This is a genomic window from Ulvibacterium marinum (genome assembly GCF_003626755.1).
Classification (GTDB): Bacteria; Bacteroidota; Bacteroidia; order Flavobacteriales; family Flavobacteriaceae; genus Ulvibacterium; species Ulvibacterium marinum.
The window spans coordinates 1,311,248-1,324,838 of record NZ_RBCJ01000003.1; the positions used below are offsets into that span (position 1 = coordinate 1,311,248).

The following is a 13,591-nucleotide window of genomic DNA, read 5'->3' on the forward strand; positions in this document are numbered from 1 at the left end:
TTACTTTCTTTTCAACACTTTCAAAACGGCCTCCTCTATTGCTTTATTGTTCAGGCCGTATTTGTCCATTAACTGATCTGGAGTGCCACTTTCACCAAAAGTATCCTTAGTGGCAACGAATTCCTGTGGCGTAGGATAATTAGAAGCAAGGGTTCGCGCAATACTTTCCCCCAGACCACCCAAATAGTTATGCTCTTCCGCAGATACTACACAACCTGTTTTTTTAACAGACTTTAACACGGCTTCCTCATCCAGTGGCTTAATGGTGTGAATGTTGATAACCTCTGCGGAGATCCCTTGATTTTCCAGATTTTCCGCGGCTATTAACGCCTGCCATACCAAATGTCCGGTAGCAAGTATGGTAACATCGGTTCCTTCATTTAGAAGCAAAGCTTTACCGATTTCAAATTTTTGGTCGGCCGGAGTAAAATTAGCCACTTTAGGTCGACCAAACCTTAGGTAAACCGGACCATTATAATCCGCAATGGCTAATGTGGCAGCCTTGGTCTGGTTGTAATCGCAAGGGTTTATGACAGTCATGCCGGGAAGCATCTTCATCAACCCGATGTCTTCCAATATTTGATGTGTGGCCCCATCTTCCCCTAAGGTGATTCCCGCATGTGAAGCACATATTTTCACGTTTTTCCCGGAATAGGCTATGGATTGCCGTATTTGATCGTAAACCCTACCCGTGGCAAAGTTGGCAAAGGTACTGGCAAAGGGTATTTTGCCACCAATAGTGAGCCCGGCAGCTATCCCCATCATATTGGCTTCGGCTATCCCGATCTGAAAGAAACGATCTGGGTTTTCAGCAATGAACGTCTCAATTTTTAATGACCCTACTAAATCGGCACATAGGGCCACCACATTTGGATTGCTTCTCCCTAATTCGGTCATTCCTGCACCATATCCGCTTCTTGTATCGTTTTTCCCTTGGTCTATATATTTTTTCATCGAAATGTAATTTTTTGTTGTACCCGAAAAAGCGGGCGTCTTGATAACGGGGATTTACTTTCAATAATCTCCCAATGTCTCAGGATTTTGTGCCAATGCCGTTTCCAGTTGGTCATCGTTGGGTGCTTTTCCATGCCATGCATGGGTATGCATCATAAAATCCACCCCATGTCCCATTATCGTATTCATTATAATACAAACAGGTTTTCCTTTTCCGGTTCGCTTCTTTGCTTCCTGAAGCCCGTCAATAACTTCTTCCAAGTTATTACCATCCTGTATCTCTAGGACATCCCAACCAAAGGCAGTAAACTTTTCATTGAGATTGCCCAAGGGTAGAACTTCTGCCGTAGGGCCATCGATTTGTTGTCCGTTGCGGTCAATAGTAGAGATTAAATTGTCCACCTTATTTCCCGCCGCGTACATAATGGCCTCCCAGTTCTGGCCTTCCTGCAATTCACCATCGCCATGTAGGCTGTAGACGAGATGACCATCACCGTTAAGCTTTTTGGCCAATGCAGCGCCGATGGCCACTGACATTCCCTGTCCCAAGGATCCTGAGGCTACCCGAACACCGGGAAGGCCCTCGTGCGTAGTTGGATGTCCTTGCAAACGAGAATCTATCAAACGAAAAGTATTCAGCTCTTCCACAGGGAAATAGCCTTTGCGGGCAAGTACACTATAAAAAACCGGTGAAATATGCCCATTGGATAAAAAGAAAAGATCCTCACCTGCACCATCCATATCAAAACCCTCTTTGAGTTCCATAATTTCATGGTATAGGGAAACGAAAAATTCGGTACAACCAAGAGAGCCGCCAGGATGGCCGGAATTTACCTTATGTACCATCCGGAGGATATCCCTACGGGTCTGGACAACAATGTCCTCTAAAGCTTTAATGTCTGACATGGTCATTTTTTTAATGATTCCAAAAGTAGGAGCAATCTTTTGGGTATCCAAACGGTAATTATAATATTTTATCAACTGGGACAAATACAAGGAACTTTATTTTTTTGTTAAGGACATTATGCAGGGCAGATGACTATATTTGCCACTTTAATGGTGAATTTTGAAGTTTACTTTACATGATACCGATTCCCAGAGTAAGGCAAGGGCCGGTACGATAACCACATTCCATGGCGTGATCGAGACCCCAATTTTTATGCCAGTGGGTACTGTCGCTTCCGTAAAGGGAGTGCACCAGAGGGAATTAAAACAGGATATAGACCCGGATATAATCCTGGGAAATACTTATCATCTTTTTTTACGGCCCAAAACACATATTTTGAGAGAGGCCGGTGGTCTACATAAATTTATGGGATGGGACAGAAATATTCTGACGGATAGTGGGGGGTATCAGGTGTATTCCCTTTCTGCCAACCGAAAGATCAAGGAAGAAGGTGTAAAATTCAAATCTCATATTGATGGGTCCATGCACTTTTTTACACCGGAAAACGTAATGGAGATTCAAAGGACCATAGGTGCTGACATCATTATGGCCTTTGATGAATGTACGCCGTACCCCTGTGAATATACGTATGCCGAACGATCCATGAAAATGACCCACAGATGGTTGGACCGTTGTTTGGCACATTTGGAAAAAACTCCTGTAGAATATGGTTTTGATCAAGCTTTTTTTCCAATAGTACAGGGGTCTACTTTTAAAGATCTTCGAAAGCGATCTGCTGAATATATTGCCAATGTTGATGCTGAGGGCAATGCCATCGGTGGGCTTTCCGTTGGCGAACCGGCTGAAGAGATGTATGAAATGACAGAAGTGGTCTGCGCTATTCTTCCCCAGGATAAACCCAGATATCTTATGGGCGTTGGTACTCCGATAAACATTCTTGAAAACATTGCCTTGGGTATAGATATGTTCGATTGTGTTATGCCTACACGAAATGCCAGGAACGGGATGCTCTTTACGGCTCACGGAACTATTAATATCAAGAACAAAAAATGGGAAAATGATTTTTCTCCGGTAGACGGTATGGGAATTACATTTGTAGATTTGGAATATTCAAAAGCATATCTACGCCATTTGTTCGCGGCCAATGAGTATTTGGGCAAACAGATAGCGACCATTCATAATTTGGGATTTTATCTGTGGTTGGTACGTGAGGCTAGAAAGCATATTTTAAAGGGTGATTTTATGGAATGGAAGAACAAAATGGTGAAGCAAATGGATAAAAGACTATAAGGTGACCATTATAGACAGATACATACTAAAACGCTATTTGGTCACTTTTGTGGTGATGTTATTATTGTTTATCCCTATCGGGATCATGGCCAATTTGGCGGAACAAATCGGTAAGATGATAGACAATGAGGCTCCACTGAACGAGATTCTGATCTATTATCTCAATTTTACCATCTACATTGGCAGTCTATTGTTTCCTATTTTCCTGTTCCTCTCCATTATCTTTTTTACCTCCAAATTGGCCAGCAATACGGAAATAGTTGCAATTTTAAGTTCTGGGGTGTCTTATGGACGTTTTCTTAGACCCTATCTCATAGGTGCCACCATTATAGCCTTCGTTATGTTGACCATGGGGATGTTTCTAGTGCCCAACGCTAGCAAAGGATTCAATGAGTTTAAGTATAAATATCTGAAGAAAGGGAAGCAGGACAGGGTTACCAGCAATATCTTTAATCAATTGAATGAAAATGATTTTATCTATGTAAGCAGCTTTGATCCGGGACGGAAAATAGGGTATAACTTTACCTTTGAAAGATTTACCGATGAGGACCAATTGGAATTTAAGATTTCCGCGACAAACATTCGGTGGATAGATAGTTTGTATCGACTGACCTCTTATAGAAAAAGAATAGTAAAGGGAGATACCGCTATCATAGAATCAAAACGGAGATTGGACACTCTATTCACTTTTAAAATCGATGATTTGACCCCGGTATCCTATATTGCCGAGACCAAAAACTTGGCAGAACTCAATAAATTTATAGATGATCAAAAAAGGAAAGGTGCTTCCAACATCAACTCCTATATTTTGGTGAAATACAAGCGATGGGCCATGCCCATAAGTGCCTTTATCCTAACGTTAATAGCGGTGGCCGTTTCCTCGGTAAAACGAAGGGGTGGAATGGGCATTAACCTAGCTTTTGGTATTGGAGTGGCCTTTATCTACATTTTTTTCGATAGGGTATTCGGTACCTTGGCGGAACAATCCGGTTTTTCTCCCATATTAGCGGTGATTATTCCCAATCTGCTTTTTGGAATTTTGGCTTTCTATTTGTTACAGAAAGCTAAAAGGTAGGTATTGGTCCAATTTTTTGAGTAGTATTCAAAAATAAATCCACTTCAAAACTATAGATCATAAAATTTTATATTTGCCTAACAAACTAAACTGGAATCATGGAGTATTTGGATTTTGAACTACCGATCAAGGAACTCGAAGAACAACTGGACAAGTGTCTGGTCATTGGAGAGGAAAGCGATGTGGATGTCAGCGAAACCTGCAAACAGATTGAAAAAAAGTTGACCCAAACTCGTAAGGATATCTATAAAAACCTAACCGCCTGGCAGCGGGTACAATTATCAAGGCATCCCAATAGACCCTATACCTTGGATTATATCCGGGCCATTTGTGGGGATTCCTTTCTGGAGTTGCATGGAGATAGAAATGTAAAAGATGATAAGGCCATGATCGGCGGTCTGGGAAAAATCGGGGATCAAAGTTTTATGTTCATAGGTCAACAAAAGGGCTACAATACCAAAACCAGACAATATCGAAATTTTGGTATGGCCAATCCTGAAGGATATCGTAAAGCATTACGGTTGATGAAATCAGCTGAAAAATTTGGTATACCCGTGGTCTGTTTTATAGACACGCCTGGGGCATATCCGGGGATTGAAGCGGAGCAACGGGGACAAGGTGAGGCCATTGCAAGAAATATCTTGGAAATGACCCGACTTAAAGTTCCAATTATTGTAGTGATTATCGGTGAAGGAGCCTCTGGAGGCGCCTTGGGAATTGGAGTAGGGGATAGGGTCTTAATGTTGGAGAATACTTGGTATTCCGTTATATCTCCGGAATCCTGTTCATCCATTCTTTGGAGAAGTTGGGAGTATAAGGAACAGGCTGCGGAGGCTCTAAAGCTTACTGCGACCGACATGAAAAAACTAAAGCTGATCGACGAAATTGTGAGGGAACCTGCAGGGGGTGCCCATGGAAATCGTGACAAGGCATTTGAGATTGTAAAAAATAAAATTACCTCCCATTTTCAGGAATTGGAAAAGTTATCACCAAAAGAATTGGTAAAACTCCGCATGGAAAAATATGCAAATATGGGCGTGTTTAACGGCTGATATGCTGATTTATAATACCAAAAAAAATCCGGTGGCCCAGGTCTCCGGTTTTTTTTTGTTATCAACACTTTTTCGTAACTTATAAACAAGGTAAATGTTAACCAATGGTGAATATCGTTTCTCCATTTGTAAAGTTAACTTAAGGTTAATTCTATATTTTCGTAGCCATGGAAAAACCGAATCCGATTGTTGGACGTAAAATAGACAAAACTACCATAATCAACTTGGAAAGGGGTAAAATACCACCCCAATCCGTTGATTTAGAGGAAGTTGTTCTTGGTGCTATGATGATCGATAAGAAAGGTGTGGACGAAGTAATCGATATCCTACATCCTGAGGTTTTTTATAAGGATGCCCACCGGTTCATTTACGAAGCCATCTTTAAATTATTCGAAACGTCCGAACCTGTGGATTTATTAACCGTTTCTACCCAGTTAAGGAGAGATGGTAGGCTAGAGTCCATTGGAGGGGATTTTTATCTGATAAAATTGACCCAAAAGGTGGCCTCTTCGGCCCATATTGAATTTCATGCGAGAATAATCCTTCAAAAATACATTCAACGTAGTCTTATCAAAATATCCAATGAAATTATTGAGGAGGCCTACGATGATGGGACGGATGTTTTTGACCTTCTAGACAATGCAGAATCCAAGTTGTACGATGTTACCCAAGGGAACCTAAAGCGTTCAGCGGAAACCGCCCAAAATTTGGTCATACAGGCCAAGAAACGCATAGAAGAGATTGCCAATAAAGAGGGTTTAAGTGGTATTCCTTCGGGATTTGACAAGGTGGATAAACTCACATCCGGGTGGCAACCCAGCGATTTGGTGATTATTGCGGCAAGACCTGGTATGGGTAAAACCGCTTTGGTACTCTCCATGGCCCGGAATATAGCGGTTAATGCGGATGTGCCCGTGGCCTTCTTTTCTTTGGAAATGTCCTCCGTACAATTGATTACAAGGTTAATATCCTCGGAAACCGGCCTATCTTCGGAAAAATTGAGGACCGGAAGACTGGAAAAGCATGAATGGGAACAACTGAACGTTAAGGTTAAGGCCTTGGAAAAAGCTCCGTTGTTTATTGATGATACGCCATCTCTTTCCATCTTCGATCTAAGGGCCAAAGCAAGAAGGTTATCGTCACAGCATAAAATAAAGCTGATTATTATAGATTATCTGCAACTAATGACTGCCGGTGGAAGCCAAAAGGGGGGTAACCGGGAACAGGAAATTTCAACTATTTCCAGAAATTTAAAAGCTTTGGCAAAAGAATTGGACGTGCCTGTCATTGCACTGTCCCAGCTTTCAAGGGCCGTTGAGACCAGAGGAGGCAGCAAAAGACCCATTCTTTCGGATTTAAGGGAATCTGGAGCTATTGAGCAGGATGCGGACATCGTATCCTTTATCTATAGGCCGGAATACTACAAAATAGATGAATGGGACGATGAAGAACGTACACCTACTCAAGGTCAAGCGGAGTTCATTGTGGCCAAGCATAGAAATGGCGGATTGGACAACATTCGCTTGAAGTTCATCGGACAATTGGGTAAATTCGATAATTTGGATGATTTTGATTCACCATTTGAATTTCAATCCAAAATGAATGCGGATGAGGAGAATCCATTTTTGACCAAAAACCTACCCGATGCCAACCAAGCTTTCGGAAGTTCCATGAACGATACTCTAGATCCAGAGGATGATAACGACGTTCCTTTTTAGGCAAAAATTCAGTATTAAAGGGTTGCTTTAAGAGCGTTTTTCAGGAATGATTAACGTATAACCTAAGGGATATCCCCGATTTTTCGCTTAACTTTGATTGGAATCTAATAGCCGTAGTATGAATAGGATTCTGTTCTCCTCTATTTTCATTCTTTTTTCTTTTCAGATTTCTGCCTCTTCCATTCTTATTCCCATGGATGCCGAAGGACAAAAAAACCACTTAAAGGCATATGGAATAACCTATTGGGTCCTTACCAAACAGCAAAAAGTACAGTGGCTTTTGAACTATAGGGGAGGTTCCTTTCTGTTGCCTGATGGTGAAAGCATACGTAAGGAATGCCAGATTAGGGGCGTATCCTTCGAGATTCTGTCCGATGATCAGGCCCAGGCCATTCTAGACGATATCAGTAGCCCTTCCCAAAATCAGGAGGCGGTGATATTGGAGAAGGCACCTAAAATTGCCGTGTATTCCCCCAAGGGTAACCAGCCATGGGACGATGCGGTGACTATGGTACTTACATATGCCGAGATTCCCTATATAACCGTATATGATGAGGAAGTTTTGGGTGATAAATTGGTGCTATACGATTGGCTTCACCTGCACCATGAGGATTTTACCGGGCAGTATGGTAAATTTTATGGGGCATATCGCGCCGCACCTTGGTATATTGAACAAAAGCAAGAGGCGGAATCGTTGGCCTCTCAATTGGGATTTACCAAAGTTTCGGAAGCAAAAAGGGCTGTAGCCCTTAAAATAAGGAGATATGTAATTGGAGGAGGTTTTATGTTTGCCATGTGCTCGGCAACAGACAGTTTTGATATTGCCCTTGCGGCCGATGGGATCGATATTTGTGAACCCATGTTCGATGGCGATCCTTCCGATGCCAACTATCAAAGCAAGTTGGATTTTGGAAAAACCTTTGCTTTCAAGGATTTTACGTTGGAACGCAGTCCATTGCGCTACGAGTTTTCATCCATAGACATGACCAATAAGCGGGGCAACGTGCCCAAGGAATCCGATTATTTTTCCTTAATGGATTTCTCCGCAAAATGGGATCCTGTACCCACCATGCTTTGCCAGAACCATACGGCATTGGTCAAGGGATTTATGGGACAGACCACGTCGTTTACAAGGGATGAGGTGAAGCCTACGGTTATGGTACTGGGCGAGAACAAGATAAATGGGGAGGCCCGTTACATACATGGAATAAAAGGGAAAGGCTTTTTTACCTTTTATGGGGGCCATGATCCCGAGGACTATCAACACCGCGTAGGTGACCCAAAAACTGAATTGGAATTACATCCTACTTCGCCAGGGTATCGCTTAATTTTGAACAACGTGCTATTTCCCGCTGCAAGGAAAAAGAAACAAAAAACGTAATAGACTTTGTTTAGCACTAAGTTTTTGGACTTCAAAGGGAAAAATAGTAGTATGGAAAGACCACAAACTTTTCTTTGAATACCGAACATCAAGCATCCAACAATCTTTCCAAAACCCGTTCTACTCCAAAATCATTGTTGCCGCCAGCTGAATATTTGGCAATTTCCTTGACCCTAGGATGGGCGTTTTTCATCGCAAAACTATAATCCGCCAGGGCCAACATTTCCAAGTCGTTATTGTAATCGCCAAAGACCATAACTTCATTTGAAGATAGCTCATAACGCTCCATAAGCTTTCCAAGGGCGTGCCCTTTATGGGCATCAACATGGTTCAGATCTACCCAATGCTGTCCTGAGACCTTTACCTTCACCAAATGTTCCAGATCTTTCATTTCCGGATAGATGAATTCTTCGGCGCTACGGTTGTGATAGACTGCGATTTTAACGATTTCGTCCGCAACATCATTCAGATTCTCATAGATTTCAAAATTGGCATAGTATTCCTTAAGCTCGTTTAAAAAAGGAGTGGACCTTCCATCAAAATAGGCCTTGTATTTGCCACAGAGCATGGCATGTGCCCCTTCTATCTCTTCAATTTTTGTAAGTAGGCTGTTCTTTAGCCCTGGGGATAGGGGAGTGGCGAGCAATTCGGTTTCCCGTTCCCTGACAAGGGCTCCATTTTCGGCGATAACGATGATATCTTCCTTTATGGAATCCAATTTGTCCACAATACTATTGTATTGTCTGCCACTGGCCGCTGTAAAAAGAATCCCTTTTTTGCGCAACTGTTGAAAAAGGTCAAAAAAACGTTCGCTAACCTCATGATTGGAGTTTAATAGGGTACCATCCATATCCGTAACCACCATCTTGATCTGTGATAAATCCATATGCCTTAAATGCTAAAGCTGCAAAGGTATTCCAAAGGATTCAAATTATGCTTTGTGGTCATAAAGTTTTACATTTAATTTATATTTGAGTATTCATGAAGTCTTTTCAGAATGAAATACGACTACCTCCGTTTCCTAGAGGATTCCATTTGATAACGGCATCTATTTTAAAGGCCGTTCCGGGGCTTCAGGGTATAAAAATTGGCACGTTACAAGTGTTTATCAAACACACTTCGGCAAGTTTAACGATCAATGAAAATGCCGATCCTACTGTTCGTATGGATTTTGAGAGTCATATGAATGTAATGGTACCGGAAGATACGCCCTATTATATTCATACCTATGAAGGACCCGATGATATGCCAGCACATATCAAGGCTTCTTTGATGGGATCTTCGGTCCAAGTACCCATTACAAATGGAAAGATGAATTTAGGCATTTGGCAGGGCATCTATCTTTGCGAACATCGGAACAATGCCTCTGGAAGGAATTTGGTAATCACTCTAATGGGAACATAAAAAAACCGGCCCTATGGACCGGTTTTAAAGCGAGATATTTTCAATGGATTATTTTACCTTATCAACTATGGCTTTAAAAGCTTCTGGATGGTTCATGGCCAAATCCGCCAAAACCTTTCGGTTTAGCTCAATATCTTTCGCCTTTACCTTGCCCATGAACTGCGAGTAGGACATTCCATGTAATCGTGCACCCGCATTAATTCGGGTAATCCACAAGGAGCGAAAATTTCTTTTTTTGTTTCTACGGTCCCTATAGGCATAAAGCATTGCTTTTTCTACCGCATTTTTAGCGACTGTCCAAACGTTCTTACGTCTTCCAAAGTATCCTTTGGCCTGCTTCATCACCTTTTTTCTCCGGGCTCTGGAAGCAACTGAATTTACTGATCTTGGCATAATGTTTAATTTTTTGTAGCAGGCGGTTTAAAATTACTTGGAATCCGGTTTTAACTATTGAATGATTTTTTTAAATCAACATTTAGAACCTATAATTTGAAACACTTTGTATTGCCCGACTCCAGGGTTACTATTAATTTACCTCAATTGCAGTTTACTTTAAACGCAACTGTTCTTTAATACTGTTCACATCCGACTCATGTACCAATGTGGAATGTGTTAAAGCAAGCTTTCGCTTTTTGGATTTTTTTGTCAGAATATGACTTTTAAAAGCGTGCTTTCTTTTGATTTTTCCTGTACCGGTTAGCTTAAAACGCTTTTTGGCACTGGATTTAGTTTTCATTTTAGGCATCTTCTTCCTATTTAATTTAAATGCACTCTTTTAATTAATAATCGAATTTAGACCTTTCTGAGTGCACTGGAAAGGTTGTAAAAAGACAATCTCGCTTGTTTATGCTGAACAAGCCGACAAGGGCTTGATTCAGTATCCGTTAAATACCGTATAAAACGGCAACTATTCTTTATTTTTTCGTCTTAGGAGCTATGAACATGGTCATACGTTTCCCTTCCAATCTGGGCATTTGCTCAACTTTGCCAACTTCTTCCAGTTCCGAGGCCAGTTTCAACAATAATATTTCGCCTTTGTCCTTATAAACTATGGAACGGCCCTTAAAGAAAACATAAGCCTTTAATTTGGCCCCGTCCTTTAAAAACTTTTCCGCATGCTTCTTTTTAAAATCATAATCGTGGTCGTCCGTATTGGGGCCGAACCGTATTTCCTTTACAATTACCTTGGAGGCCTTGGCTTTCATAGCCTTCTCGCGCTTCTTTTGCTCATAAAGGAATTTTTTGTATTCCATTATTTTGCAAACGGGAGGCTCAGCCTTTGGTGATATTTCAACCAAATCCAATCCCATTTCCTCGGCCTTGTCCAGCGCTTTGCGAGTAGGGTAAATACCAACATCCACGTTGTCACCTACCAGTCTTATCTCTGGCGCTAAAATTTTTTCATTGATTCTGTGGGGGTTCTTGTTCTCCCTTCTAGGTTGGGGCCTAAATCTCTTTCGTATTGCTATGACTTGTGTTTTTTAATTAAACTTTAAATTTTTTAAAACGACTTTAAGGTACTATTTATTTCTTTAGTTACCAAGTGAGTAAAATCACTGATCTGTATAGTTCCCAAATCGTCCCCGCCATGTCTTCTGACCGAGATGGTTTTGTCTTTTTCTTCACTATCACCTACGATAAGCATAAATGGAATTTTGTTCATTTCCGCTTCACGTATTTTTTTTCCTACAGTTTCGTTCCTGTTATCAATGAGCGCGCGAATTTCGTTATTTTCCAAGGAATTTAAAACTTTTTCCGCATATTTTTCGTGTTTCTCGCTAACAGGCAGTACAATAGCCTGCTCGGGAATCAACCATAATGGGAAGTTCCCACCAGTATGTTCCAGTAGAAGGGCTATAAAACGTTCCATACTTCCAAAAGGAGCTCTATGGATCATAACGGGACGGTGTTCTTCATTATCACTTCCCTTGTAGGTGAGATCAAAACGTTCGGGTAGATTATAGTCCACCTGGATGGTACCTAATTGCCAGCTTCGGCCTAACGCATCCTTGATCATGAAATCCAATTTTGGACCATAAAAAGCTGCTTCGCCCTTTTCTATCACAAAATCTAAACCTTTTGCCTCTGCCGCATTTATGATTGCTTTTTCCGCCTTTTCCCAATTTTCTATGGAACCGATGTATTTTTCAGGCGTATCTAAATCCCGTATGGAAACTTGGGCGGTGAAATCATCAAACCCCAAAGAGCCTAGAACATATAGGGATAAGTCGATAACATTTTTAAACTCCTGATCCAGCTGGTCATTTGTACAAAAAATATGCGCATCATCTTGTGTAAATCCACGAACTCGAGTGAGTCCATGTAATTCACCACTCTGTTCATATCTGTAAACGGTACCGAATTCTGCATAGCGTTTAGGAAGATCACGGTAACTGAACGGTCGGGAATTGTAGATTTCACAGTGGTGAGGGCAGTTCATAGGTTTCAACAAAAACTCCTCATCTTCCTTTGGGGTACGGATAGGCTGAAAACTATCCTCGCCATATTTGGCATAATGACCAGAGGTAACATAAAGTTCCTTTTGTCCTATATGAGGAGTGGCCACCATTTCGTACCCTGCTTTTTTTTGTGCCTTTTTAAGGAAATCCTCTAATCGTTCGCGCAGTGCCGCACCCTTGGGAAGCCATAAAGGTAATCCCTGGCCTACTTTTTTGGAAAACATAAACAGTTCCAACTCCCTGCCCAGTTTTCTATGGTCCCGTTTTTTGGCTTCCTCTAAAAGCTCCAGATATTCGGTAAGTTCTTTTTGCTTGGGAAAAGATATCCCGTATACACGGGTTAGTTGAGGCTTGTTCTCATCACCACGCCAATAGGCTCCGGCAACGCTTAGTATCTTTATAGCCTTCACAATGCCCGTATTGGGGATATGACCACCACGGCAGAGATCTGTAAAAGTGTCATGGTCACAGAAAGTTATAGTGCCGTCTTCCAGGTTTTCTATGAGCTCTACCTTGTATTCGTTATGCTGTGATTTGTAGAAGGCCAATGCATCGGCTTTGGATACTGGGCGCATTTTGTAATCGTGCTTACCACGTGCAATTTCCATGGCCCTTTTTTCAATCATTGGAAAATCCTTTTCGGAAATAGTATGTTCCCCAAAATCCACATCATAATAGAACCCATTATCTATGGCCGGTCCAATGGTCAATTTAATTCCGGGGTAAAGATTTTCCAAGGCTTGCGCAACAATATGTGATGTAGAATGCCAAAAGGCCTTTTTACCTTCTTTATTGTTCCACGTGTATAAAACCAAAGAGCCGTCCTCGTGCAATGGCGTGGTTGTTTCAACTGTGGTTTCATTAAATTTTGCCGAGATAACATTTCGGGCCAAACCTTCACTAATGCTCTTGGCAACATCCATTGGAGTACTTCCCTCGGTATATTCCTTTATCCCGCCATCCGGTAACGTTATCTTGATCATATCTAATTTTTGGCAATAGATCCGCAAAGATAACATCTTATAATCAGGCTAACAATATATGGGGATGTTTTTGGAGGTTTGCACTTTTATGCATGGGCCCCTACCGTCCTTAAAAATTGTGTATAATGAATAGGCGGATTATTTGCATAAACAAACAAAATGTAGTAATTTCAAAATCCTTTTTTTGGCTGGAAAATATTCTAATTTATTGGCAGCTAAAGGGTTGAAAAAATAAGCTGCAAAAAAAATCAAAAAACCATTTTTAATTCAAAAAACCGGTTTATATTTGCAGCCGCTTTGGGGGCATGCCCTTGGGGTTTTAGGAAGTTCATTTACATATTGTGGAGACGAGGAGCGGGCCTTTTTGA

The 13,591-nt window shown here is 41.4% G+C and carries 13 protein-coding genes; 6 read left to right on the top strand and 7 right to left on the bottom strand.

The features are described from left to right. Positions 1–954 (bottom strand): transketolase family protein, encoded by a 954-nt coding sequence (locus D7Z94_RS18935; RefSeq protein WP_120713107.1) that lies wholly within the window; start codon positions 952–954, stop codon positions 1–3. Between the two features lie 60 nt (positions 955–1,014). Then, complete coding sequence (locus tag D7Z94_RS18940) at positions 1,015–1,860, bottom strand: transketolase (RefSeq protein WP_120713226.1); 846 nt, start codon at positions 1,858–1,860, stop codon at positions 1,015–1,017. Positions 1,861–2,020: 160 nt separating this feature from the next. Between D7Z94_RS18940 and tgt the strand changes: the two genes are divergently transcribed. The 5 genes from tgt (at position 2,021) to D7Z94_RS18965 (ending at position 8,377) form a co-directional block, all read left to right on the top strand. After that, positions 2,021–3,151 carry a tRNA guanosine(34) transglycosylase Tgt gene (gene tgt / locus D7Z94_RS18945; protein ID WP_120713108.1) on the top strand — a complete coding sequence of 377 codons (1,131 nt, stop codon included), beginning with the start codon at positions 2,021–2,023 and terminating at the stop codon, positions 3,149–3,151. Between the two features lies 1 nt (position 3,152). Next, a complete protein-coding gene (locus D7Z94_RS18950) occupies positions 3,153–4,226 on the top strand; it encodes an LptF/LptG family permease (protein WP_120713109.1) in 1,074 nt (357 codons plus the stop codon). Positions 4,227–4,324: 98 nt separating this feature from the next. Beyond that, positions 4,325–5,278, top strand: a complete 954-nt coding sequence (locus tag D7Z94_RS18955) for an acetyl-CoA carboxylase carboxyltransferase subunit alpha (protein ID WP_120713110.1) — start codon at positions 4,325–4,327, stop codon at positions 5,276–5,278. A gap of 167 nt (positions 5,279–5,445) precedes the next feature. Beyond that, positions 5,446–6,996 carry a replicative DNA helicase gene (dnaB, locus tag D7Z94_RS18960; protein ID WP_120713111.1) on the top strand — a complete coding sequence of 517 codons (1,551 nt, stop codon included), beginning with the start codon at positions 5,446–5,448 and terminating at the stop codon, positions 6,994–6,996. 118 nt (positions 6,997–7,114) lie between these two features. Next, positions 7,115–8,377, top strand: coding sequence for an asparagine synthetase B (locus D7Z94_RS18965; protein WP_120713112.1), 1,263 nt, complete (start codon positions 7,115–7,117; stop codon positions 8,375–8,377). An 88-nt stretch (positions 8,378–8,465) separates the two neighbouring features. Here the strand turns inward: D7Z94_RS18965 and D7Z94_RS18970 are convergent, their stop codons facing one another. Next, a complete protein-coding gene (locus D7Z94_RS18970; protein ID WP_120713113.1) occupies positions 8,466–9,263 on the bottom strand; it encodes an HAD family hydrolase in 798 nt (265 codons plus the stop codon). Positions 9,264–9,358: 95 nt separating this feature from the next. Between D7Z94_RS18970 and D7Z94_RS18975 the strand changes: the two genes are divergently transcribed. Then, complete coding sequence (locus D7Z94_RS18975; RefSeq protein WP_120713114.1) at positions 9,359–9,781, top strand: secondary thiamine-phosphate synthase enzyme YjbQ; 423 nt, start codon at positions 9,359–9,361, stop codon at positions 9,779–9,781. Positions 9,782–9,829: 48 nt separating this feature from the next. On the opposite strand, the gene rplT is transcribed toward D7Z94_RS18975, so the two are convergent. The 4 genes from rplT to thrS form a co-directional block, all read right to left on the bottom strand. Continuing rightward, entirely contained in the window at positions 9,830–10,174 is a 345-nt protein-coding gene (rplT, locus tag D7Z94_RS18980) for a 50S ribosomal protein L20 (RefSeq protein WP_120713115.1), read from the bottom strand. 154 nt (positions 10,175–10,328) lie between these two features. Next, a complete protein-coding gene (rpmI, locus tag D7Z94_RS18985) occupies positions 10,329–10,526 on the bottom strand; it encodes a 50S ribosomal protein L35 (protein ID WP_120713116.1) in 198 nt (65 codons plus the stop codon). Positions 10,527–10,695: 169 nt separating this feature from the next. Then, positions 10,696–11,250 (bottom strand): translation initiation factor IF-3, encoded by a 555-nt coding sequence (gene infC, locus D7Z94_RS18990; protein ID WP_120713117.1) that lies wholly within the window; start codon positions 11,248–11,250, stop codon positions 10,696–10,698. Between the two features lie 32 nt (positions 11,251–11,282). Then, the gene (thrS, locus tag D7Z94_RS18995) at positions 11,283–13,223 is read right to left on the bottom strand and encodes a threonine--tRNA ligase (RefSeq protein WP_120713118.1); all 1,941 of its coding nucleotides are present in this window, start codon (positions 13,221–13,223) and stop codon (positions 11,283–11,285) included. Positions 13,224–13,591 lie beyond the last annotated feature (368 nt).

Excerpts from the sequence above, each read along its gene's own strand:
- rplT (WP_120713115.1), bottom strand. The coding sequence starts at position 10,174 with ATGCCAAGATCAGTAAATTCAGTTGCTTCCAGAGCCCGGAGAAAAAAG.
- dnaB (WP_120713111.1), top strand. The coding sequence starts at position 5,446 with ATGGAAAAACCGAATCCGATTGTTGGACGTAAAATAGACAAAACTACC.
- D7Z94_RS18965 (WP_120713112.1), top strand. The coding sequence starts at position 7,115 with ATGAATAGGATTCTGTTCTCCTCTATTTTCATTCTTTTTTCTTTTCAG.
- D7Z94_RS18935 (WP_120713107.1), bottom strand. The coding sequence starts at position 954 with ATGAAAAAATATATAGACCAAGGGAAAAACGATACAAGAAGCGGATAT.
- D7Z94_RS18955 (WP_120713110.1), top strand. The coding sequence starts at position 4,325 with ATGGAGTATTTGGATTTTGAACTACCGATCAAGGAACTCGAAGAACAA.
- D7Z94_RS18940 (WP_120713226.1), bottom strand. The coding sequence starts at position 1,860 with ATGTCAGACATTAAAGCTTTAGAGGACATTGTTGTCCAGACCCGTAGG.
- thrS (WP_120713118.1), bottom strand. The coding sequence starts at position 13,223 with ATGATCAAGATAACGTTACCGGATGGCGGGATAAAGGAATATACCGAG.
- rpmI (WP_120713116.1), bottom strand. The coding sequence starts at position 10,526 with ATGCCTAAAATGAAAACTAAATCCAGTGCCAAAAAGCGTTTTAAGCTA.
- D7Z94_RS18970 (WP_120713113.1), bottom strand. The coding sequence starts at position 9,263 with ATGGATTTATCACAGATCAAGATGGTGGTTACGGATATGGATGGTACC.
- D7Z94_RS18975 (WP_120713114.1), top strand. The coding sequence starts at position 9,359 with ATGAAGTCTTTTCAGAATGAAATACGACTACCTCCGTTTCCTAGAGGA.